Here is a 21,204-nt window from a genome sequence, read left to right on the forward strand (position 1 = left end):
GCTGGTTAAAAACATAGAGTCTCAAAGGAATCGATGATGAGTGCAGTTCTTGACCACCACGACGCGCACGGCCATGACCACGATCACCACGCCCCCACGGGCTGGCGCCGCTGGGTCTATGCCACCAACCACAAGGACATCGGCACGCTGTACCTGTTGTTCGCCTTCGCCATGCTCATGGTGGGTGGCGTGCTGGCGCTGCTGATCCGCGCCGAGCTGTTCCAGCCGGGCCTGCAACTGGTGAACCCTGGGCTGTTCAACCAGCTCACCACCATGCACGGCCTGATCATGGTGTTCGGCGCCATCATGCCGGCCTTCGTGGGCTTCGCGAACTGGATGGTCCCTCTGCAGATCGGTGCCGGTGACATGGCCTTTGCCCGCATGAACAACTTCAGCTTCTGGCTGATGATTCCTGCGGCCATCATGCTGGTGGGTTCGTTCTTCATGCCCGGTGGCGCCCCCGCCGCCGGCTGGACGCTGTACGCCCCGCTGACCCTGCAGATGGGTCCGAGCATGGATGCCGGTATCTTCGCGATGCACATCCTCGGCGCCTCGTCCATCATGGGCTCGATCAACATCATCGTGACCATCCTGAACATGCGCGCGCCCGGCATGACGCTGATGAAGATGCCCATGTTCTGCTGGACCTGGCTCATCACCGCCTACCTGCTGATCGCCGTGATGCCCGTGCTGGCCGGCGCCATCACCATGACGCTGACCGACCGCCACTTCGGCACCAGCTTCTTCAATCCCGCCGGCGGCGGCGATCCCGTGATGTACCAGCACATCTTCTGGTTCTTCGGCCACCCCGAGGTCTACATCATGATCCTGCCGGCCTTCGGCATCGTGAGCCAGGTCGTGCCCGCCTTCGCGCGCAAGAAGCTGTTCGGCTACGCCTCCATGGTGTATGCCACCGGCTCCATCGCCATCCTGTCCTTCGTCGTGTGGGCTCACCACATGTTCACCACCGGCATGCCGGTGACGGGCCAGCTGTTCTTCATGTACTCCACCATGCTGATCGCCGTGCCCACGGGCGTGAAGATCTTCAACTGGATCGCGACCATGTGGAAGGGCTCGATGACCTTCGAGACCCCCATGCTGTGGGCCGTGGGCTTCATCTTCGTGTTCACCATCGGTGGCTTCACCGGCCTGATCCTGTCGGTCGCGCCGATCGACATCCAGATGCAGGACACCTACTACGTGGTGGCGCACTTCCACTATGTGCTGGTGGCCGGCTCGCTGTTCGCCATGTTCTCGGGCATCTACTACTGGCTGCCCAAATGGACCGGCGTGATGTACAAGGAATCGCGCGGCAAGATCCACTTCTGGTGGTCGATGATCTCGTTCAACATCACCTTCTTCCCGATGCACTTCCTGGGTCTGGCCGGCATGCCGCGCCGTTATGCCGACTACCCGATGCAGTTCGCCGACTTCAACGCCATTGCTTCCATCGGCGCCTTCGGCTTCGGCATCGCACAGGTGTATTTCTTCCTCTTCGTGGCGCTGCCCGCCATGCGCGGCCAGGGCGAGAAGGCTTCGCAGAAGCCTTGGGAAGGCGCCGAAGGCCTGGAATGGGAAGTGCCTTCGCCCGCACCGTTCCACACCTTCGAGAACCCGCCCAAGCTCGACGCCACCGCCACCAAGGTGATCGGCTGAACCGGAGGTGATGGCCATGACGACAACATCCGAACAGAAGAAGAACAACCGCCGCCTGGGCCTGATCCTGGCCTCGGTGGCCCTGGTGTTCTTCCTCGGCTTTGTCGGTAAACGGTTCCTGCTGGGTTTCTGACCCGCAGATCTGGAGACACGCCGTGGGACTTCAGCGCGAAAACCTCAAGATGGTGAGCAAGCTCTGCGTGATCGCGCTGGGCATGTTCGCCTTCGGCTACGCGCTGGTGCCGATCTACCGGCACATCTGCGAAGCCCTGGGCATCAACGTGCTGGCGGTGTCAGAACTTCGGGTGCCCGGCGCGGCACCCACCAAAATGCCGGCGAACTCCCAGGTGGACCGCACGCGCACCATCACCGTGGAGTTCGACGTGAACGCCCGCGGACCCTGGCATTTCAAGCCGGCGGTGCGCTCGCTGCAGGTGCACCCGGGCGAGCTCACGACGGTGATGTACGAGTTCCAGAACATCCAGAACCGCACCATGGCCGCGCAGGCCATTCCCAGCTACGCGCCCAAACAGGCCGCGGCGCATTTCAACAAGCTCGAGTGCTTCTGCTTCACGCAGTACACGCTGCAAGCCGGTGAGAAAAAGGAATGGCCGGTGGCCTTCGTGATCGATCCACGGCTCTCCAAGGACGTGAGCACCATCACGCTTTCCTACACCTTCTTCGAGGTGGGCGGCAAGGTGCCCGATGCGCCTCGGGATGAGCCGCCGCAAGCCTTGAGCCCGGTGGTCGTCAAATCGCCGGGGGCCGTATGAACGCGCCGGTCCGTCAACGCAAGGGTTCTTTCCTCGGCACCGTCAGGGCGGTGCTGTGGGGCTTCCTGGGCGTGCGGCGCAACGCCGACTACCAGGACGACATTGCCAAACTCAACCCGCTGCACCTCATCGCGGTGGGCGTGGGCATGGCGTTTCTCTTTGTGCTCGGTCTCATCGTGCTGGTGAACTGGGTGGCCGGCTGAGGCGGGCGACTAGTGCAGATTTTTTGATTCTTAGACATTGATACAAGCGAAAGCAAAACAGGAGTGAGCATGTCAGCAGCATCCCACGGCACGACGCCCTACTACTACGTTCCCGGCCCCTCGCGCCACCCCGTGATGGCCGCCATCGGTCTTTTCTTCGTCATCCTGGGCGCAGGGCAGTGGATCAATGGCGCGGGCTGGGGTGCCTACTCGCTGGCCTTTGGCCTGGTGTTCTGGCTGGTCGTGCTGTTCCAGTGGTTCAGCGAATCGGTGCACGAGAGCGAGACGGGCATGTACGGCCGCAAGATCGATCTCTCGTTCCGCTGGAGCATGAGCTGGTTCATCTTCTCGGAAGTGATGTTCTTCGGCGCCTTCTTCACCGCACTGTGGTGGACGCGCACCCACTCTGTGCCGGCGCTGGGCAGCTTCGAGAACTCGCTGCTCTGGCCGAACTTCTCAGCCGTCTGGCCCAGCGTCCAGGCTGGTGCGACCGCATCGCCGGCCGGCATGGTCGAGCCCTTCCAGACCATGGGCCCGTTCTGGCTGCCCACGATCAACACCGCGCTGCTGCTCACGTCGGGCGTGACGCTGACCATTGCCCACCATGCACTGCAGGCCGGCAACCGCGCCCGCACCATCGCCTTCATGTGGATGACCGTGGTGCTGGGCATCGTCTTCCTGGGCGTGCAGGGCTACGAATACGCGCACGCCTACGCCGACCTGAACCTCAAGCTGTCTTCGGGCGTGTTCGGCTCCACTTTCTTCATGCTCACCGGCTTCCACGGCTTTCACGTGTTCGTGGGCATGCTGATGCTGCTGTTCATCACCCTGCGCCTGCAGAAGGGCCATTTCACCGCCCAGCGCCATTTTGGTTTCGAAGGCGCAGCCTGGTACTGGCACTTTGTGGACGTGGTCTGGCTGGGCCTGTACATCCTGGTTTACTGGATGTAATGCGCCTGCAGGGGCGGGAACTCCGCCCCCGAAAGACGCCCAAAGAAAAAGCGCCTTCTGGCGCTTTTTTGCTGAGAGGATGGGGAGTTCAGCCGCGCAACGGCAATCCGGTGGGCTGGATCCAGCCCATCAGGTAGCTGATGAGCACCACCACGAAGAGCAGGATGGAGAATCCGACCCGAAACGCCAGTGCACGTGCCATGTGGTTCTTGCGTGGCACATCACCTTCGGCGGTGTCACCTTGTCCACCGCGCATCATGTAGATCAACGCGGCACCCAGGCTTCCAATGATGGCAACGAACGCCACGATGACCAGATATTTCATTCCCCGGATTATCGGTGCCTCGCGCACCCGGTGCTGACCCCATGACGCGTATCCGCCTGCGTTTCTGGATCGTCAGCGCCGCCACGGTGCTGACCATGGCGATCACCGCCTCGCTCGGCCTGTGGCAGCTCGATCGCGCGGCGCAGAAACTGGACCTGCAGGCCCAGATCAACGAGCGCAGCGGCCTGGCGGCCTGGGGCAACACCGATCTCCTGATGAGCGCGGATCCGAGGCTCGGGGTCCACCGCCCAGCTTACCTGGTGGGTGAGTGGGTGCCGAATGCGAGTGTGTTCCTGGACAACCGCCAGATGAATGCCCGTGTGGGGTTTTTCCTGGTCACGCCGCTGCGGCTGCAGGGAAGTGATCGCGTGGTGCTGGTGCAGCGCGGATGGGTGGCGCGCGATTTCACCGACCGCAACCGCGTGCCCGCCATTCCCACGCCCGAAGGCACGGTGCGCATTCAGGGGCGCCTGGCCCCGCCGCCGGGCAAGCTCTATGAGCTGGGTGAGGCGGGCACCGGCCCGATCCGGCAAAATATCGACCTCGCCGCGTTCGCGCGGGAAACCGGCCTGCAGCTGCTGGACGTGTCGGTCCTGCAATCCGGTGATGCCTCCGATGGCCTGTTGCGCGAGTGGCCTCAGGTGGCCCTTGATGTCAGCAAACACCACGGATATGCCTTCCAGTGGTTCGCCCTGTGTGCCTTAGCGGGCATTCTCTATGTCTGGTTCCAGATCCTCTCCCCCCGCCGAAAGCGCAAACTCCATGGCACAGACGCCCGATGAACCCCTGACGATGACCGTGCACAGTCTGCCCCGACTGGACCAGGCCGGTGCCCAGGCCGTGGCGAGCACGCGCTCGGGCCGCTGGAAGTTGCTGGGTCTCATGCTGGTGTGCGCAGCGCCCGTCATTGCCTCGTACTTCACCTACTACGTGATCCGGCCCGAAGGCCGGCGCAACTACGGTGAACTCATCGATCCGCAGCGCCCCCTGCCCACCTGGAGCGGCACCAACGCGCAGGGCCAGCAGGTGCCGCTGGCGTCGTTGAAAGACCAGTGGCTGCTCATCAGCGTGGCCGATTCCTCTTGCCCCGAAGCCTGCCAGCAGCACCTGTACCTGCAGCGTCAGTTGCGCGAGACGCTGGGCCGTGAGAAGACCCGCCTCGACTGGGTGTGGCTGCGCACTGGTGATGCGGCGCTTGCCGAACCGTTGAAGGAGGCCACGCAGGCCGCCCAGGTGCTGCACGTGGACGCACAGGCGCTGGCGGCCTGGCTGCAGCCAGCACCCGGCCAGAAGATCGAGGACCACCTGTACGTGGTCGATCCGTTGGGCAACTGGATGATGCGGTTCCCGGCTCACCTCGATCCCGCACAGGCCAAGCGCGACCTGGATCGTCTCCTCAGGGCCTCTGCCTTCTGGGATAAAGAAGGCAGGCAAAACTGAAATGGAAGTGCAGCCTTTGTACGACCTGGCCCCCGTGGCCCGCCTCATGCTCCTGGGCGTGGTGATCGCGCTCGGGCCGCTGGCGTGGGTGTGGTTGCGCAACCGCCATGCGCCACCGGCGCACCGCCTGCGCGTGCTCACGCTGGTGACGCTGTTCCTCACGTTCGATCTGGTGCTGTTTGGCGCCTTCACACGCCTCACCGACTCCGGCCTCGGTTGCCCGGACTGGCCGGGCTGCTACGGCAGCGCGAGCCCAGTGGGTGCCAGCGCGTCCATCGCCGCGGCGCAGTCGGCCATGCCCACCGGCCCGGTCACCTTCTCCAAGGCCTGGATCGAAATGATCCACCGCTACCTGGCCACCGCCGTGGGCGTGCTCATCCTCGTGCTGGCGCTGGTGAGCTGGATCGAGCGGCGTCGGCTCTCGGTGTCTTTCGTGTGGCCGCTGGTGACGCTGGTGTGGGTGTGCCTGCAAGGTGCGTTCGGGGCGCTCACCGTCACCATGAAACTCTTTCCCGCCATCGTCACCCTGCACCTGCTGGGGGGCATGGCACTGCTGGCGCTGCTGCGCGCCCAGTCGGTCGCCTACACGCTGGCCGAGCCGGGTTCCAGGGGCCCGGTGGAACTGCGTGGCCGCTTGCGCCTGGCGCTGGGGCTGGTGACCGGCCTGCTGTGGCTGCAGATCGCTCTGGGCGGCTGGGTCAGCACCAACTACGCCGTGCTGGCCTGCAGCGAGTTTCCCACCTGCCAGGGAAGCTGGTGGCCGGTCATGAATTTCCGCGAAGGCTTCACGCTCTGGCGCGAACTCGGCCAGAACCGAGCGGGCGATGCCATTGCCTTTCCGGCGCTCACCGCCATTCACTACGTGCACCGCCTGATGGCCTACGCCGTGCTCGCGGCCATGGTCTGGCTGGGGTGGCGCCTGTGGCGCGAGCCTGGAATGCGCGCCACCGCGCGCGCCTTGCTGTTGCTGGCCGCCTGGCAGTTCGTTAGTGGCCTGACCAACGTGGTGCTCGACTGGCCGCTGCTGGCTGCCGTGGCCCACACCGGCGGTGCTGCGGCCATGGTCATCGTGTTCACCGGTGCGCTGGCGGGCACGCGGCGCGCACGCCAGCACGACGCCTTGACGGTGAAGACCGCCCCCCTGCATTTTTCCCGGCCCACTTCATGAGCGCTGCGTCCACCCCTCCCGTTGCCATGCCATTGCCATCGGTCTGGCGGCAATACCACGCGCTGACCAAGCCACGCGTGATCCAGCTCATCGTGTTCTGCGCGCTCATTGGCATGGTGCTGGCGGTGCCGGGCGCACCGAGTTGGGCGCAGGTGCAACTGGCGGCCATCGCCTGCTTCGGCATCTGGCTGGTGGCGGGTGCGGCCGCCGCCTTCAACTGCGTGGTTGAACAGCACATCGACGCGAAGATGAAGCGCACCGCCTGGCGTCCGACCGCCAAGGGCGAACTCACCAATGGCAAGACGCTCACCTTCTCGGCCGTGCTGTGTGCCGCCGGCTCCGCCGTGCTGTACTTCTGGGTCAATCCGCTGACCATGTGGCTGACCTTCGCCACCTTCGTGGGCTACGCGGTGGTCTACACGGTCATCCTGAAACCGCTCACACCGCAGAACATCGTGATTGGCGGGGCTTCGGGCGCCATGCCCCCGGTGCTGGGCTGGAGCGCCATGACGGGCGTGGTCGCTCCCGAAGCGCTGATCCTGTTCCTCATCATCTTCCTCTGGACGCCGCCGCACTTCTGGGCGTTGGCGCTCTACCGCGTGGAGGACTACCGCAAGTCCGGCCTGCCCATGCTACCGGTCACGCACGGCTCCGAGTTCACGCGGCTGCAGATCCTGCTCTACACGGTGGTGCTGTTCGCCGCCTGCCTCATGCCTTTCGTGATGCGCATGAGCGGCTGGATCTACCTGGCCGCCGCGATCGTGCTGAGCATCGGCTTCTGCGCCTACGCGCTGGCTCTTTGGCGCAACTACTCCGATGCGCTGGCCCGCAAGACCTTCCGTTTCTCCCTGATCCACCTCTCTCTGCTGTTCGCCGCCTTGCTGGTGGACCACTACATCTGACCGCCATGACGTCACCTCACCTTCAACGCCGCCACCTGCTGGCCGCCTCGCTGGGCGCAGCCGGCCTGTTCCTCGCCGGTTGCTCCGACGACGCCGCCAACGCCTCCTTTGCCGCCATCGACATCACCGGTGCCGACTACGCCACCGGCTTCTCGCTCACCGACCACAACGGCCAGGCGCGCACGCTGGCCGACTTCAAGGGCAAGGTGGTGGTGATCTTCTTCGGTTTCACCCAATGCCCGGACGTGTGTCCCACCTCGATGAGCGAGCTGGCCGAGGTCAAACGCCTGCTGGGTTCCGATGGCGATCGCCTGCAAGGCCTGTTCATCAGCGTCGATCCCGAGCGCGACACGCCCGAGATCATGAAGCAGTACATGGCCAGTTTCGACCCCACGTTCCTGGCCCTGTACGCCGCGCCCGATGCGCTGCCCGAGCTGGCCAAGAGCTTCAAGGTCTACTACAAGAAGGTGGACGGGCCCACGCCCACCAGCTACACCATGGACCACTCGGCCGGGAGCTACGTGTACGACCCGCAGGGCCGTATCCGCCTGTACCACCGGTATGGCAGCGGCGCCGCCGCGCTGGCGGGCGATGTGAAGAAGCTGCTGGCGCAGGCCTAAGGCCGGCCTAAGTCGAGACCAGCACCATCGACCCATGAGGCTGCTGCTGGTTGAAGACGACACCATGATCGGCGAGGCCGTGCTGGACCTGCTGCGCGCGGAACACTACGCGGTGGACTGGGTGCGCGACGGCGAGATGGCGACCACGGCGGCGAAATCGCTCGACTACGACCTCATCCTGCTCGACCTGGGCCTGCCGCGCCGCGATGGCCTGGAGGTGTTGCGCGATCTGCGTGCGCGCAAGGACCGCGTGCCGGTGCTGATCGCCACCGCGCGCGACTCGGTGCAGCAGCGCGTGGAGGGGCTGGATGCAGGCGCGGACGACTACATCCTGAAGCCCTACGACATGGACGAGTTGCTCGCGCGCATCCGCGCCCTGCTGCGCCGTGCAGCGGGCCGGGCCGAGCCGGTGTACGAGCACATGGGCGTGAGCATCAACACCGCCACGCGCGAGGTGAGCGCGAACGGGCAGCCGGTGGTGCTCTCGGCGCGCGAGTGGGCCGTGCTCGAACCCCTGATCGCGCGGCCCGGACTGGTGCTCTCCCGTGAACAGCTCGAGGAAAAACTCTACGGCTGGAAGGACGACGTGAGCAGCAACGCGGTGGAGGTCTATATCCACGGCGTGCGAAAGAAATTGGGGGCTGGCCTGATCATCAACGTGCGGGGCGTCGGCTACATGGTGCCTAAGGCATGAGGTTGTCGCTGAACTCGCTGCGCACGCGCCTGCTCGGCCTGTTGCTGCTGGCCATCGTCGGTGCCGCCGGTGTGCAGGCCACCATCGTGTACCAGCAGGCGCGAGCCGAGGCCGATGGCATGTTCGACTACCACATGGAGCAGATGGCGCAGGCCCTGCGAGCCGGTGTGCCGCTGCCAGGCCTGCCCCTGTCGGGCGGCGAGCCACCGCCGCCGGAGGCTTTCGATTTCTTCGTGCAGGTCTGGACGCACGACGGGTTGCGCGTGTTCCAGTCGGGCGCCAACGCCAGCCTGCCGCAGCGCGCCGTGCTCGGGTTCTCCAACATGCAGATCGATGGCCGGCCGTACCGCGTGTACTCCATGAACTCGCGCACCCAGGTCATCCAGGTCGCGCAGGACATGCAGCCGCGCCAGGACATGGCGCGCTCGATCGCATGGCGCACCGTGCTGCCCATCGTCTGGATCGCGCCGCTGCTGATGCTGGTGGCCTGGGCGGTGGTGAGCGTGTCGCTCGCGCCGGTGGCGCGCGTGCGCCGGCAGGTGGCCGAGCGTGGTGCGGACGAACTCGCCGAGGTGGGCGAAGAGGGGCTGCCGGACGAAATCCGCCCGCTGGTGCGCGAACTCAATCTGCTCTTCGGCCGCGTGCGCCAGGCCTTCGATGCGCAGAAGCACTTCGTGGCCGAAGCGGCGCACGAGCTGCGCTCGCCCCTGGCCGCGCTGCGCCTGCAGGTGCAGGGCCTGCAACGCGCGCGCGACGATGCCACCCGCGAGCTGGCGGTGGAACGGCTGCTGGCCGGCATCGACCGTGCCACCCGCCTCGTGGAGCAGTTGCTGGTGCTGGCGCGCCAGCAGGCCCATGGGGTTGAGGCCACAACGGCACAGCCGGTCGCGCTGGCCACCCTGGCCGCGCAGGTGGTGGCCGATGCCGCACCGTGGGCCGCAGCGAAGCGCATCGACCTTGGACTCGATGCGGTGGACGCCACGCCGGTGCAGGGACATGCGGAGCCGCTGCGCATCCTGCTCGCGAACCTGGTGGACAACGCCGTGAAGTACACGCCCGAGGGCGGCACCGTTGACGTGGGCTTGCGGCGCGAAGGGGCGGAGTTGGTGTTGTCGGTGGAGGACAGCGGCCCCGGCATCGCCGAGGCCGACCGCGACCGCGTGCTCGATCGCTTCTACCGTGTACCGGGCAGCGCCACCACGGGCAGCGGCCTGGGCCTGGCGATAGCCAGCGCCATCGCACAACTGCATGGCAGTGTCCTGGCGCTGGACCGCTCGCCGCGGTTCGGCGGCTTGCGCATCGGCCTTCGCCTGCCGGTGGCACCCACCTAAGAATCGTCTAACTCTGCGGGCTCAAAGTAGCGGCATGTTCAATCTGCCTCTGCTGAAGGAGCCTTCATGAAAACCTTGTCACTCTCCGCCACCCGGCTGGTGCTCTCGCTGGCGGCGGCCGGCATCGTGGGCGGCGCCAGCGTCGGCCTGGTGTCTGGCTACCACGCCCACGCCGCCGTGCCCGCCATCGCCGCGCAGGCACCCGCCGTGGCCACCGTGGCCATGCCCGACTTCGCGCAGATCGCGCAGCGCCACGGCGCGGCGGTGGTCAACATCAGCGTGGTCGGCAAGGCCGGATCGGACGAGGCATCGCCGGCGGCGGCCCGTCGCGGCCCCGGCATCGACCCCGACGATCCGTTCTTCGAATTCTTCAAGCGCTTCCAGATGCCCGATGCCCCTGGCGGTGGGCGCCAGATGCCCGCGCGCGGTCAGGGCTCGGGTTTCATCATCAGCGCCGATGGCCTGGTGCTGACCAACGCGCACGTGGTGCGCAACGCCGAACGCGTCACCGTCAAGCTGACCGACCGGCGCGAGTTCGTGGCCAAGGTGCTGGGCAGCGACGCCAAGACCGACGTGGCGGTGTTGCGCATCGACGCGAAAGACCTGCCCGTGGTGCCCCTGGGCAGCGCGCGCGACCTTCAGGTGGGTGAATGGGTGCTCGCCATTGGCTCGCCCTTCGGTTTCGAGAACAGCGTGACGGCGGGTGTGGTCAGTGCGAAGGGGCGATCGCTGCCCGATGACAGCTTCGTGCCCTTCATCCAGACCGACGTGGCGGTGAACCCTGGCAACTCCGGTGGGCCTTTGTTCAATTCGCGCGGTGAGGTCGTGGGCATCAACTCGCAGATCTACAGCCACACCGGCGGCTACCAGGGCCTGTCGTTCGCGATTCCCATGGAGACCGTGCTGCAGGTGAAGGACCAGATCGTGGCCCACGGCAAGGCCAGCCACGCGCGTCTCGGCGTGGCCGTACAGGAGATCAACCAGACACTCGCCGAGTCGTTCAAGCTCGACAAGCCCGAAGGCGCGCTGGTCTCCAGCGTGGAGCCGGGCGGCCCGGCCGCCCAGGCCGGCTTGAAGGTGGGCGACGTGATCCGTCAGGTGAACGGGCAGGCCATCGTGGGTTCGGGCGACTTGCCGGCGCTTATTGGCCAGACCGCACCCGGTGCGCAGGTGCGCCTGAACGTGTGGCGCGAAGGCAAGGCGATGGAGCTGAACGCGAAGCTGGGCGATGCCGCCGACAAGACCGTGAAGACGGCACGCGCGGACGCGTCCACCGACCAGGGTCGCCTGGGTCTGGCCCTGCGGCCGCTGGCGCCGCAGGAACGGCGGGAGGTCGGTGTGGAAAGCGGCCTCCTGGTCGAGGATGCGCGCGGTCCGGCCGCACTGGCGGGTGTGCAGCAGGGCGACGTGCTGCTCGCCGTCAATGGCGAGAAGGTGCAGAGCGTGGAACAGGTGCGCGCGCTGCTGGGCAAGTCCACCAAATCGCTGGCCTTGCTGATCCAGCGCGACGGCGACCAGATCTTCGTGCCGGTGCGTCTGGGCTGAAGCCGTCAACCCGGCCGGGCCGGGGCGGGCGCGGCGATCTCCAGCAGGAAGTCGATGAAGGCGCGAGCGCGCGACGACAGCACGCGGGTTTGTGGGTACACGATGTGGATCGGCAGGGAGGTCGGCCAGTCGTCCGGCAACAGACTCTTCACACGGCCCTGCCGGAGGTCATCGCCCACGACCCAGGAAGGCACTCGCGCGATGCCCAGGTGGGCACGCGCGGCGTCGTACATGGCGTCGGCACTGTTCATGCCCAGCGTGCTGGGCACTTCGATGGTCTGGCGTCCCTGTTCGGAATCGAACACCCACCGGTTGGCCTTGGCGAAGCCGGTGTAGACGATGCAGTTGTGGTGCAGCAGATCGGTTGGATGGCGCGGCTCGCCGTGGGCCGCCAGGTACTCAGGTGTCGCCACGATCAGGTGTTCGATCACGCCCATGGACCTCGCCACCAGCGTGCTCGAGGCCAGGTCGCCGATCCGCACCGCGACTTCCACACCGTCCTCCACCAGATTCACAGCCTGATCGCTCAACCGCACGTCCAGGCGCACTTTCGGATGCTGCTTCATGAAGACCGCCAGTCTCGGAAGCACCATCGCGCGCCCATAGGAATCCGGCAGCGAAATGCGCAACAGTCCGGACGGCTCGGCGCGTTGGCCGCCCACGGCGGCCTGCACGGCGTCGGCCGCGTCGAGCAACTGCAGCACGCCTTCATACAGACGGGCAGCGTCCTGCGTGGGATTGAGTTTGCGCGTGGTGCGGGCGAACAGCTGGACCTTCAGCTCGGATTCCAGGGCGGCGATGTGTTTGCTGACGGTCGATTGCGTCAACCCCATCTCTCGCGCCACGGCAGAGAAACTGCGCAACTCGTAGGCGCGGGCAAAGGCGGTGTAGACGCTGAGACCCTGCATTCTTTTCAGTCAGAAAATGAATGGATGTTATCGAATTCATGGCCTTCTGCAAGGGCATGGCTGTTTGCACAATGGCCCGCATACCCACAGAAGGAGACAGAACATGAGCAAACACATTGCCATCGTCGGCGGCGGCGTCGGGGGATTGCACCTCGGGCTTTACTTGCGTGCGCGCGGCATTGCGGTCACGGTGTACACCGACCGGCAACCGCATGAATTCGCCGGCGCCCGGTTGCTGAACACCGTGGCCCATCACAGCATCACCGTGGCGCGCGAGACCGAACTCGGCGTCAACCACTGGCCCACCGAGCAGTACGGCTACTACTGCCACTACCACCATTTCGGTGGCGAGCAGCCGCTGTTCTTCCGGGGCGATTTCAAGTCGGCAAGCCGCGCGGTGGACTACCGGCTTTACCTGCCGCGCCTGATGGAAGACCTTGCCAGCCGGGGGGGGCGGTTCGTCTATGGCGCGCTGAAGGCCGATGACGTTGCCCACCTCGTCGATGGCGCCGATCTGGTGGTCGTGTGCGCCGGCAAGGGTCCTCTGGGGCAGTTGTTCCAGCACGATCCTGCGCATTCACCCTTCGATGGGCCGCAGCGGATGCTGTGCGTGGGCCTGTACAAAGGGGTGAGGGAAGAAGCCACCCGCAGCGTGACCCTGTCGGTGTCGCCAGGGCAGGGCGAATTGATCGACATCCCCACGGTGACGTTCAGCGGAATGGCCCATGCGCTTCTGATGGAGAACGTGCCGGGTGGCGAGATGGAAACCCTGGCCCATCTGCGCTACGAAGACGACCCGCGCTTCTTCCTCGACACCTTGCTGGACAAGCTGGAGAAGCACCATCCGACCGTGTACCGCCGCATCGACCGCGACACGTTCGACCTGGCCCAGGGCGGACTGGACCTGCTGCAGGGTGGCGTCACGCCCACGGTGCGCCAGGGGCACATGACGCTGCCCAGCGGCAAGATCGCGATCGCGCTCGGGGATGTGCAGGCGGTGGTCGATCCGCTGTGCGGCCAGGGCGCCAACATGGCCTCTCATGCGGCCTTCGTCCTGGGCGAGCAGATCGTGCGTCAGTCGGTGTACGACGAGCGCTTCTGCGAGATCGTCGAGGCGCAGCGCCGCGATCGCATCCTGGGCGCGACGCGCTGGACCAACCTGTTCCTTCAGCCTCCGTCGCCTGAACTCATGCAACTGATCGGCACCATGAGCCAGGACCGCGCGCTCTGCGACGAGTTCACCGACAACTTCAACCGGCCTGAGGAGCAGTGGAACCGCCTGGCGAGCCCGCAGCGCATCCTCAACTGGCTGGCCGAGCCGCGCTCTCGCGAGGCCCTGGCGGCCTGAGTTGATCCTTGAGGAGCCCACATGCACCGACTGCTCGTGACCTACCCGGCGCCCGTAGACGCGGACGTCTTCCTGGACTACTACGTGAAGACGCATGTTCCGCTGGCGCGCCGCTTGCCTGGATTGAAGGACTGCCGATGGTTTCTTCCACAAGCTCTGGGGCCGGGGAACCCACCGAACTTCCTCCACTTCGAGGCCGACTTCGACAGCGAGGCCGATCTGCTGGCGGCCCTGCAATCGCCCGTGGGCGCGCAGGTGGCGGCCGATGTGCCGAACTACTCGCCAGCCGGCGCCACGCTGGTGCACTACGACGTCGCTGCCCACCCGTCATGAGCCTGGTCTCTGTCCCGGACGCTGCGCTTGACCCGCACCGCTTCAGGTCCAGTGTCTCGCGGTTCGCCACCGGCATCGCGATCGTCAGTTGCTTCGATGAGCAGGGCCAACCCCATGGCATGACCATCAGCAGCTTCACATCGATCAGCCTGGAGCCGCCCACCGTGCTGGTGTCGCTGCGGCCCGGTCGCACCCATGACCGGATTCGCCGCCAGGGCCGCTACGGCGTGAGCATCCTCGGGACCGAACACGAGTCCTGGTCCCGGCATTTCAGCGGCCATCCTCAGCCTGGGCTTGCGCCGGTGTGGGACACGGCGGCCCATGTTCCGGTTCTGCGCGATGCGCTGGCGTGGTTCGAATGCCAGGTCGATGAACTGCTGCAGGTTCACGACCACACGCTCTTCGTGGCGCGCGTCACGGCGTGTGGGCACACCGGCGGCGCACCGCTGATGTTCTTTGCCAGCGGCTACCACCGCGCCCTGGACCACTCCCCCATTTCACAGGATCGTCGAGCATGAAACTGGAAACCATCACCAAGACCTTTCTCAACACCGTCAATGGTCGTCCCGTTTCGGCCAGTGCCACGTTCGAGTCCTTCAATCCCGCGACGGGTGACGTCATCGGCCATGTGGCCAGGTCCACCGTCGAGCAGGTGCACGACGCTGTGGCAGCTGCCCGCGCCGCGCAGGCGTCCTGGGCCGCCCGGCCAGATGCCGAGCGCAAGGCGCTGATGCTGAAGGTGGCGCAGACCATCGAGGCGCACGCCGAGGAACTGGCCCTTTGGGTCACGCGCGAACAAGGCAAGCCACTGGGTGGCCTGGGACCCGGCCAGGTGCCGGGTTCGCGCTTCGAGGTGATGGGCTGCAAGGTCTGGACCGAAGTGCCTGCCAGTCTGGACCTTGCACCCGAAATCGTGTTCGAGGACAACGCGCGACGCGACACCGTGTTTCGCAAGCCCTTCGGTGTGGTGGCCGCCATCGCTCCCTGGAACTGGCCGCTGCTCATCGCGATCTGGCAAATGATTCCGGCCATCCGCGCGGGCAACACTGTGGTGATCAAGCCTTCCGAGTACACCAGCATCGGGACGCTCGAACTGGTTCGGCTGATCTCGGCGGACTTGCCCGATGGCGTCATCAATTCGGTCAGCGGAGCGGGCGATGTCGGCGCGGCGCTGGTTGAGCATCCGGACATCGACAAGATCATGTTCACCGGCTCATCCACCACCGGATCGAAGATCGCCGCCACGGCAGCCCGTCTGCTCAAGCCCACCACGCTGGAACTCGGTGGCAATGACGCGGCCATTGTGTTGCCCGATGCCGATCCCAAAGCGATGGCCATGGATCTGTTCTGGGGCGCCTTCATCAACATGGGGCAAACCTGCGCCTGTGCCAAGCGCGTGTACGTGCACGAATCCCTGCACGACGAACTGGTCGGCGAGCTTGCGGCCATTGCCGAGTCGATTCCGATGGGAGATGGTGCGCAGAGCGGTGTGGCCATGGGGCCTGTCCAGAACCGCATGCAGTTCGACAAAGTCGCCTCCCTCGTCGAGGCGGCCAGGGAAGCTGGGGCCACCATCGTGTGTGGGGGACAGCCGCTTCCGGGCGAAGGCAATTTTTTCCCGCTGACCCTCGTCACCGGCCTTGAGGACGGCGACCGACTGGTCGACGAAGAGCAGTTCGGACCTGTGCTGCCCTTCATCCGGTACACCCACGTCGACGACGCGATCGCCAGTGCCAACCGGTTGCGGGCGGGACTGGGTGCATCGGTGTGGTCGCGCGACCCTGCGGCCGCGCGGGCGGTGGCCAGCCGCATTCAAGCTGGCACGGTGTGGATCAACCAGCATGGAACCATCCACCCCATGGTGCCGTTCGGCGGGGTCAAGGGCTCCGGATGGGGCGTGGAGTTCGGCCTGGAGGGCCTCAAGGCCGTGACGCAACCCCAGGTTATCAGCGAACGGAAGTAGACGGGGCCTCAGTCCACCTGCGCGCCGCTGAGCTTGACCATGCGCTCGTACTTCGCGCGCTCGCGCTTCATGAAGTCGTCGAACTGCTCGGGCGTGCTGGGCGCGGGTTCGGCCAGCAACTGAGCGAAACGCGCCTTCACATCGGGCGAGTTCAGCGCCGCGTTGAAAGCGGCGTTGAGCTTGCGCACGGTCTCGGCCGGCGTGCCGGCCGGGGCGATCAGGCCCCACCAGGTGTCGATGTCGAAACCCGGCAGCGTGGCGGCCACGGTGGGCACGTCGGGCATCACGCTGCTGCGCTGCCGTGTGGTCATGGCCAGGGCCTTGAGCTTGCCGGAGCGGATGTTGGCCGCCGCCGTGGCCAGGTTGTCGAAGTTGAAGTCGACCTGGCCGGAGAGCAGGCCGAGTTGCGCGGGGTTGCCACCGTTGTAGGGGATGTGCACCGCGAAGATGCCGGCCTGGTTCTTGAACAGTTCACCGGCCAGGTGGCCTGCACTGCCATTGCCGCCCGAGCCGTAGTTGAGCTTGCCGGGGTTGGCCTTGCCGTAGGCGATGAGATCGGCCACGGTGTTGATGTTCAGGCGCGTGGCGGTCTCGGCGTTCATCACCAGCACGTTGGGCACGCGCAGCATCTGCGTGATGGCGGCAAAGTCCTTGGCGGGGTCGTAGGGCAATTGCTTGAACAGCCAGGGGTTGATGCCGTGCGAGGCGGTGGTGGCAATGCCCAGCGTGAGGCCGTCGGCCGGCGCCTTGGCCACCGCGCTGACGCCGATGTTGCCCCCTGCGCCGGGCCGGTTCTCCACGATCACCGTGCCCAGCGAACCCTTGACGGCTTCCGCCAGCACGCGCGCGGTCACGTCGATGGGACCCCCCGCAGCGAAGGGCACCACGATGCGCGTGGGAGCGGCCTGGGCCCAGCTCATGCCAGGCGCGGCGAGGCTGGCGGCGGCGAGCGCGGTGATGGCTTGGCGGCGGTTGGTCATGGTGTGTCTCCTGGTTGTTCGAAGGGGAATCAAGCGATTTTGATCAGGCGGCTTTGTCCAGCGCGGTGGTGAACGAGTCGGCAAAGAAAGCTTCTTCCGGCAGGCCGGCCTTGGTCACGTAGTCGTGCCGGGCCGAATCCACCACGATGGGCGCACCGCAGGCATAGACCTCGTGACCCGACAGGTCGGGGAAATCCTGCAGCACGGCCTGGTGCACGAAGCCGGTACGACCGGTCCAGGCGTCCTCGGGCAGCGCGTCGGACACCACCGGCACGTAGCGCAGGTTGGGCATCTCGGCCAGGCGCGCCTGGATCCAGGCGGCCTGGTACAGGTCGGACGGGCGACGGCCGCCCCAGTACAGCGTGGCGGGGCGCTCGATGCCCTTGTGCAGCATGTGTTCGATGACCGCCTTGATCGGCGCAAACCCCGTGCCCGAGGCCAGCAAGACAATGGGCTTGTCGCTGTCCTCGCGCAGGAAGAAGCTGCCGTAGGGCCCTTCGATGCGAAGGATGTCCTTTTCCTTCATGGCACCAAACACGTGGTCGGTGAACTTGCCGCCCGGCATGTGGCGCAGGTGCAGTTCCAGCCCCGGCTGCGTGGCCTGGAGGTGCGGCGCGTTGGCCATGGAGTAGCTGCGGCGGTCGCCGTCGCGCAGCAGGAATTCCACGTACTGGCCTGCGTGGTACTGGAACACGTCGCTGGCCGGGAGTTGCAGCCGCAGCACGATCACATCGTGCGAAGCGCGCTCCAGCGAGTTCACGCGCACCGGCATCTTCTTGATCGAGAACGCGCCGGCCTCGGTGACCTGGCGCGATTCAAGCACCACGTCGCTGTGCGCCACACCGCAGCAAGTGAGCACGTAGCCGGTGGCTTCCTCTTCGGCGCTGAGAGCCTTGCTCTGGTGCGGCCCGTGCACCACGCTCCCCGAGATCAGCTTGCACTTGCAGGAGCCGCAGGCCCCGTCCTTGCAGCCGTAGGGCAGGCCGATGCCCTGGCGGATGCCGGCGGCCAGCATGACCTCGTCGGGTTCGGCGGAGAACTGGCGCCCACTGGGCTGAACGGTGATCTGGAATGTCATACTGCCACTTCGGTCTTTGAACGGCCCGCCAGCGCATGGTGCGCTGGCGGCAATCGGGCATTGTCTCAAATTCGGATTTCGCATGAGCCTCCTGGGCGCTTTGCCCGCACGCTTCCGGCGTGAGCGGGTCTTGATCATCGGCTGCGGCGATGTCGGCCTGCGCGCTGCGCGTCTTCTGGGCTCGAACCAGCGCGTGCGCCTGCTCGCGCTCACCTCCTGCGCCGAGCGCGTGCCTGCGCTGCGTGAACGGGGCATCACGCCGCTGCAGGGCAACCTGGACGATGCGCAAAGCCTGCGTCGCCTTGCCGGCATCGCCACCCGCGTGTTGCACCTGGCGCCACCGCCTTCGGGTGAAACCAGTGACTGGCGGCTCGACCCGCGCAGCCGCGCCTTGGTGCGAGCCCTGGTTCAGCGATCGTTGCCAGCGGCGCTTGTGTATGGCTCCACCAGCGGCGTGTACGGCGATGCCAGGGGTCACTGGGTAAGCGAAGCCACGCCGGCGAATCCGCTCACGCCGCGGGCCTGGCGCCGTGTGGACGCTGAAGCGGTGGTGCATTGGCTGGGGCGCGCCACCGGTGTGCGCACCACGGTGCTGCGCATCCCTGGCATCTACGCGCCCGACCGAGTGGGAGGCACGCCGCGCGAGCGCCTGCAGCGCGGCACGCCCGTGCTGCGCGCCGAGGACGACGTCTACACCAACCACATCCACGCCGACGACCTGGCGCGCGCCTGCATGCTGGCGCTCTGGCGGGGCCGGCCACAGCGGAATGTGAACGTGGTGGACGACACCGAACTCAAGATGGGCGACTACTTCGACTTCGCTGCCGACCTCTACGGCGTGCCCCGGCCACCGCGCATTGCGCGCGATGCGGCGGGCGATCAATTGCCCTTGTCGCTGCTGAGTTTCATGAGTGAGTCGCGCCGCCTGCGCAACCAGCGCATGAAGCACGAGCTCGGGCTTCGGCTGCGTTACCCGACCGTGGCTCAGGGTTTGAAGCCTTGAGGACCTTGAACAGACATGAAAAAGGCCGTGCAGCACAACTGCACGGCCTGATATCTGGTGCCCGGGGTCGGAATCGAACCGACACTCCTTTCGGAACCGGATTTTGAGTCCGGCGCGTCTACCAATTTCACCACCCGGGCATCGCGGAACGGCGACCGGAAATTATGGCACAGTGACGCCATGAAATACCCGACGATTGAAGACGCCATCGGCAACACGCCCCTGGTGGCATTGCAGCGCATCGGCGCTGCGCAAAACACCGAGCGCGGCAACGTGATCCTCGGCAAGCTCGAAGGCAACAACCCGGCTGGTTCGGTGAAGGACCGGCCCGCGGTCTCGATGATCAAGCGCGCCGAGGAGCGCGGCGACATCAAGCCTGGCGACACGCTGATCGAAGCCACGTCGGGCAACACCGGCATTGCGCTGGCCATGGCTGCCGCCATCAAGGGTTACCGCATGGTGCTGATCATGCCGGAGGACCTGTCCATCGAACGTGCACAGACCATGAAGGCCTTCGGTGCGGAACTCATCCTGACTTCCAAGAGCGGCGGCATGGAATCGGCGCGCGACCTTGCCGAGCGCATGCAGGCCGAAGGCAAGGGCCGCGTGCTCGACCAGTTCGCCAACGAGGACAACCCGCGTGTGCACTACGAGACCACCGGGCCGGAGCTGTGGGCGCAGACCGGCGGTCGCATCACGCATTTCGTCAGCGCCATGGGCACCACCGGCACCATCACCGGCGTCTCGCGTTTCCTGAAGGAAAAGAACCCGGCCATCCGCATCATCGGGGCGCAGCCCAGCGAGGGTTCGCGCATCCCCGGCATCCGCAAATGGCCGCAGGAATACCTGCCGAAGATCTACGACGCCAGCCGGGTCGACGAACTCGTGTACGTGGACCAGTCCGATGCCGAGGAGATGTGCCGCCAGCTCGCGCGTGAAGAAGGCATCTTCGGTGGCATTTCGGCCGCAGGCGCATGCTGGGTCGCGCAGCAGATCGCGCGCCAGGTGGAGAACGCCACCATCGTCTTCATCGTCTGCGACCGGGGCGACCGCTACCTGTCCACCGGCGTGTTCCCCGCCTGACGCGCTGCCGATCATGAGCAGCGAATTCCGCTTTTGCCCGAACTGCGCCACGCCGCTGGAAATGCTCGGTCTGGAGGAAGACAGCGGCCTGGTGGAGCGGCTGCGCTGCCCGGCCTGCGGCTTCACCCACTGGAACAACCCCACGCCGGTGCTCGCGGCCATTGTGGAGCTGGACGGCAGGATCCTGCTGGCGCGCAACGCGGCCTGGCCCCGGCCCGACATGTTCGGGCTCATCACCGGCTTCATGGAGGCGGGCGAGACGCCTGAAGAGGGCATACGGCGCGAGATCGCCGAGGAAACCACCCTGGCCGTGGACGAACTCTCGCTCGTGGCGGTGCACGATTTCCAGCGCATGAACCAGGTCATCATCACCTACCACGCACGGGTTCACGGCGACGTGAAGCTCTCGCCCGAACTGGTGGAGTACCGGTTGCTGCCGCCAGAAAAGGTGCTGTGCTGGCGCGCGGGCACCGGGCTGGCGCTGGCCCAGTGGCTGCGCGCGCGCGGCATCGAACCCGGGTTCCGGGACGATCCGCCACGCCCGGGCACCGCAAGTCCGGCCGCTTGAACCGGCCAGCGGGAATCCGGGAGCAGCTCGGCCCGCGCTGGCCGCGTGCCACGCTTAGAATGTCGTGAACCCAGGAATACCCCCCCATGAATGCTGATCGAGAACTCGACGCGCGCGGCCTGAACTGCCCGCTTCCCATCCTGAAGGCCAAGAAAGCCCTGGCCGACATGCTCAGTGGCCAGACGCTGAAGGTGATATCCACCGATGCGGGTTCGGTGCGCGATTTCCAGGCTTTTGCCAAGCAGACCGGCAACGTTCTGCTGGAGCAGGCCACGCTTGGTGGCGACCACATCAGCGTGCTCAAGCGGCGCTGATTGCCGGGCCATCCCCTT

General features: G+C 66.0%; 25 protein-coding genes and 1 tRNA gene. 21 read left to right on the forward strand and 5 right to left on the reverse strand.

Going from position 1 to position 21,204, the window contains the following annotated elements:
- Window positions 1-36 precede the first annotated feature (36 nt).
- The 5 genes from ctaD to ACTIF6_RS01845 all read left to right on the forward strand — a co-directional run bounded on the left by ctaD (window position 37) and on the right by ACTIF6_RS01845 (window position 3,583).
- Window positions 37-1,656 carry a cytochrome c oxidase subunit I gene (ctaD, locus tag ACTIF6_RS01825; protein ID WP_439586291.1) on the forward strand — a complete coding sequence of 540 codons (1,620 nt, stop codon included), beginning with the start codon at window positions 37-39 and terminating at the stop codon, window positions 1,654-1,656.
- Window positions 1,657-1,672: 16 nt separating this feature from the next.
- Window positions 1,673-1,789 carry a cytochrome oxidase small assembly protein gene (locus ACTIF6_RS01830; protein ID WP_439586292.1) on the forward strand — a complete coding sequence of 39 codons (117 nt, stop codon included), beginning with the start codon at window positions 1,673-1,675 and terminating at the stop codon, window positions 1,787-1,789.
- A 22-nt stretch (window positions 1,790-1,811) separates the two neighbouring features.
- Window positions 1,812-2,429 carry a cytochrome c oxidase assembly protein gene (locus ACTIF6_RS01835; protein WP_439586293.1) on the forward strand — a complete coding sequence of 206 codons (618 nt, stop codon included), beginning with the start codon at window positions 1,812-1,814 and terminating at the stop codon, window positions 2,427-2,429.
- Entirely contained in the window at window positions 2,426-2,632 is a 207-nt protein-coding gene (locus tag ACTIF6_RS01840) for a DUF2970 domain-containing protein (protein ID WP_439586294.1), read from the forward strand. The genes ACTIF6_RS01835 and ACTIF6_RS01840 overlap by 4 nt, the downstream gene beginning before the upstream one ends.
- Window positions 2,633-2,701: 69 nt before the next feature.
- Window positions 2,702-3,583 (forward strand): cytochrome c oxidase subunit 3, encoded by an 882-nt coding sequence (locus ACTIF6_RS01845; RefSeq protein WP_439586295.1) that lies wholly within the window; start codon window positions 2,702-2,704, stop codon window positions 3,581-3,583.
- A gap of 88 nt (window positions 3,584-3,671) precedes the next feature.
- Here the strand turns inward: ACTIF6_RS01845 and ACTIF6_RS01850 are convergent, their stop codons facing one another.
- Entirely contained in the window at window positions 3,672-3,908 is a 237-nt protein-coding gene (locus ACTIF6_RS01850; RefSeq protein ID WP_439586296.1) for a twin transmembrane helix small protein, read from the reverse strand.
- Between the two features lie 41 nt (window positions 3,909-3,949).
- Here ACTIF6_RS01850 and ACTIF6_RS01855 point away from each other — a divergent pair, with 41 nt between their 5' ends.
- The 8 genes from ACTIF6_RS01855 to ACTIF6_RS01890 all read left to right on the forward strand — a co-directional run bounded on the left by ACTIF6_RS01855 (window position 3,950) and on the right by ACTIF6_RS01890 (window position 11,608).
- Entirely contained in the window at window positions 3,950-4,690 is a 741-nt protein-coding gene (locus ACTIF6_RS01855; protein WP_439586297.1) for an SURF1 family protein, read from the forward strand.
- The gene (locus tag ACTIF6_RS01860; protein WP_439586298.1) at window positions 4,671-5,348 is read left to right on the forward strand and encodes an SCO family protein; all 678 of its coding nucleotides are present in this window, start codon (window positions 4,671-4,673) and stop codon (window positions 5,346-5,348) included. Before ACTIF6_RS01855 ends, ACTIF6_RS01860 begins: the two co-directional genes overlap by 20 nt.
- A 1-nt stretch (window position 5,349) precedes the next feature.
- Window positions 5,350-6,516, forward strand: coding sequence for a COX15/CtaA family protein (locus ACTIF6_RS01865; protein WP_439586299.1), 1,167 nt, complete (start codon window positions 5,350-5,352; stop codon window positions 6,514-6,516).
- Window positions 6,513-7,418 carry a heme o synthase gene (gene cyoE, locus ACTIF6_RS01870; protein WP_439586300.1) on the forward strand — a complete coding sequence of 302 codons (906 nt, stop codon included), beginning with the start codon at window positions 6,513-6,515 and terminating at the stop codon, window positions 7,416-7,418. The genes ACTIF6_RS01865 and cyoE overlap by 4 nt, the downstream gene beginning before the upstream one ends.
- A gap of 5 nt (window positions 7,419-7,423) precedes the next feature.
- Window positions 7,424-8,038, forward strand: a complete 615-nt coding sequence (locus tag ACTIF6_RS01875; RefSeq protein ID WP_439586301.1) for an SCO family protein — start codon at window positions 7,424-7,426, stop codon at window positions 8,036-8,038.
- 34 nt (window positions 8,039-8,072) lie between these two features.
- Entirely contained in the window at window positions 8,073-8,732 is a 660-nt protein-coding gene (locus ACTIF6_RS01880) for a response regulator (RefSeq protein WP_439586302.1), read from the forward strand.
- Window positions 8,729-10,063: an ATP-binding protein gene (locus tag ACTIF6_RS01885; RefSeq protein WP_439586303.1), complete on the forward strand. Its 1,335-nt coding sequence runs from the start codon at window positions 8,729-8,731 to the stop codon at window positions 10,061-10,063. The genes ACTIF6_RS01880 and ACTIF6_RS01885 overlap by 4 nt, the downstream gene beginning before the upstream one ends.
- A 66-nt stretch (window positions 10,064-10,129) precedes the next feature.
- Window positions 10,130-11,608 (forward strand): DegQ family serine endoprotease, encoded by a 1,479-nt coding sequence (locus ACTIF6_RS01890; protein WP_439586304.1) that lies wholly within the window; start codon window positions 10,130-10,132, stop codon window positions 11,606-11,608.
- A 5-nt stretch (window positions 11,609-11,613) separates the two neighbouring features.
- On the opposite strand, the gene ACTIF6_RS01895 is transcribed toward ACTIF6_RS01890, so the two are convergent.
- A complete protein-coding gene (locus ACTIF6_RS01895) occupies window positions 11,614-12,516 on the reverse strand; it encodes a LysR family transcriptional regulator (RefSeq protein ID WP_439586305.1) in 903 nt (300 codons plus the stop codon).
- Between the two features lie 103 nt (window positions 12,517-12,619).
- Between ACTIF6_RS01895 and styA the strand changes: the two genes are divergently transcribed.
- From styA to ACTIF6_RS01915, 4 genes are read left to right on the forward strand one after another with little or no spacing between them, the layout of a single operon-like run.
- Window positions 12,620-13,864: a styrene monooxygenase subunit StyA gene (gene styA / locus ACTIF6_RS01900; protein WP_439586306.1), complete on the forward strand. Its 1,245-nt coding sequence runs from the start codon at window positions 12,620-12,622 to the stop codon at window positions 13,862-13,864.
- 21 nt (window positions 13,865-13,885) lie between these two features.
- Window positions 13,886-14,197, forward strand: coding sequence for an EthD family reductase (locus ACTIF6_RS01905; protein ID WP_439586307.1), 312 nt, complete (start codon window positions 13,886-13,888; stop codon window positions 14,195-14,197).
- Entirely contained in the window at window positions 14,194-14,715 is a 522-nt protein-coding gene (gene styB, locus ACTIF6_RS01910; protein ID WP_439586308.1) for a styrene monooxygenase NADH-dependent flavin reductase subunit StyB, read from the forward strand. Before ACTIF6_RS01905 ends, styB begins: the two co-directional genes overlap by 4 nt.
- Window positions 14,712-16,160, forward strand: coding sequence for an aldehyde dehydrogenase family protein (locus ACTIF6_RS01915; protein WP_439586309.1), 1,449 nt, complete (start codon window positions 14,712-14,714; stop codon window positions 16,158-16,160). Before styB ends, ACTIF6_RS01915 begins: the two co-directional genes overlap by 4 nt.
- A gap of 8 nt (window positions 16,161-16,168) precedes the next feature.
- On the opposite strand, the gene ACTIF6_RS01920 is transcribed toward ACTIF6_RS01915, so the two are convergent.
- Both ACTIF6_RS01920 and ACTIF6_RS01925 read right to left on the reverse strand, forming a co-directional pair.
- Window positions 16,169-17,140, reverse strand: coding sequence for a tripartite tricarboxylate transporter substrate binding protein (locus ACTIF6_RS01920; protein WP_439586310.1), 972 nt, complete (start codon window positions 17,138-17,140; stop codon window positions 16,169-16,171).
- A gap of 43 nt (window positions 17,141-17,183) precedes the next feature.
- Window positions 17,184-18,218: a CDP-6-deoxy-delta-3,4-glucoseen reductase gene (locus ACTIF6_RS01925; RefSeq protein WP_439586311.1), complete on the reverse strand. Its 1,035-nt coding sequence runs from the start codon at window positions 18,216-18,218 to the stop codon at window positions 17,184-17,186.
- An 82-nt stretch (window positions 18,219-18,300) separates the two neighbouring features.
- Here ACTIF6_RS01925 and ACTIF6_RS01930 point away from each other — a divergent pair, with 82 nt between their 5' ends.
- Window positions 18,301-19,221, forward strand: coding sequence for an SDR family oxidoreductase (locus ACTIF6_RS01930; RefSeq protein ID WP_439586312.1), 921 nt, complete (start codon window positions 18,301-18,303; stop codon window positions 19,219-19,221).
- A gap of 55 nt (window positions 19,222-19,276) precedes the next feature.
- Here the strand turns inward: ACTIF6_RS01930 and ACTIF6_RS01935 are convergent.
- Window positions 19,277-19,361, reverse strand: a tRNA-Leu gene (locus ACTIF6_RS01935).
- Window positions 19,362-19,401: 40 nt separating this feature from the next.
- On the opposite strand from ACTIF6_RS01935, the gene cysM reads away from it, so the two are divergent.
- From cysM to ACTIF6_RS01950, 3 genes are all read left to right on the forward strand, one after another.
- The gene (cysM, locus tag ACTIF6_RS01940; RefSeq protein WP_439586313.1) at window positions 19,402-20,304 is read left to right on the forward strand and encodes a cysteine synthase CysM; all 903 of its coding nucleotides are present in this window, start codon (window positions 19,402-19,404) and stop codon (window positions 20,302-20,304) included.
- A gap of 13 nt (window positions 20,305-20,317) precedes the next feature.
- A complete protein-coding gene (locus ACTIF6_RS01945; RefSeq protein WP_439586314.1) occupies window positions 20,318-20,872 on the forward strand; it encodes an NUDIX domain-containing protein in 555 nt (184 codons plus the stop codon).
- A gap of 86 nt (window positions 20,873-20,958) precedes the next feature.
- Window positions 20,959-21,186 (forward strand): sulfurtransferase TusA family protein, encoded by a 228-nt coding sequence (locus ACTIF6_RS01950; protein ID WP_439586315.1) that lies wholly within the window; start codon window positions 20,959-20,961, stop codon window positions 21,184-21,186.
- Window positions 21,187-21,204: the final 18 nt, after the last annotated feature.

The organism is Hydrogenophaga sp. (assembly GCF_051860785.1).
Taxonomy (GTDB): Bacteria; Pseudomonadota; Gammaproteobacteria; order Burkholderiales; family Burkholderiaceae_C; genus Hydrogenophaga.